Here is a 310-nt window from a genome sequence, read left to right as displayed (position 1 = left end):
ACAGCGTCTGCTGTGATTCCGTCTTTGGTGTCACAAATCGCATGGCGGGGCGCGAGGCCGCCTCGCAGATCGCCTCGGCGTCCAAGAAATCGTTCTTGTTGCTCTTGACGAGGACGTGTCAGGAATTTCGTGTGCTGAGGTCGGTTAAAAATCTCAGCTCATGGCGGCGGTGAATCGCTCGCCGAACAGAATGGCGAACTGATTGACTGCTTGCCGCCAAGTGATAGGCGGCATCTTCCAGTCCTTTTCGATGTTGCGCAAGGCTAGATACAGCAGTTTGCTGGCGGCTTCGTCGCTCGGGAAGTGGCCG

General features: G+C 56.8%; 2 pseudogenes. Both read right to left on the bottom strand.

Features of this window, described 5'->3' with window-relative positions:
• Positions 1–109: pseudogene (locus tag ACNQQL_RS36185) on the bottom strand (IS110 family transposase); the annotation flags it as partial.
• A gap of 44 nt (positions 110–153) precedes the next feature.
• Positions 154–310, bottom strand: a pseudogene (locus tag ACNQQL_RS36180) (IS256 family transposase); the annotation flags it as partial.

This window comes from Burkholderia sp. LFS061 (genome assembly GCF_047978125.1).
In the GTDB taxonomy this organism is placed as follows: Bacteria; Pseudomonadota; Gammaproteobacteria; order Burkholderiales; family Burkholderiaceae; genus Burkholderia; species Burkholderia pyrrocinia_C.
Note: the sequence above shows the minus strand (reverse complement) of the source record. Positions and strands in the feature narration are given on the sequence as shown.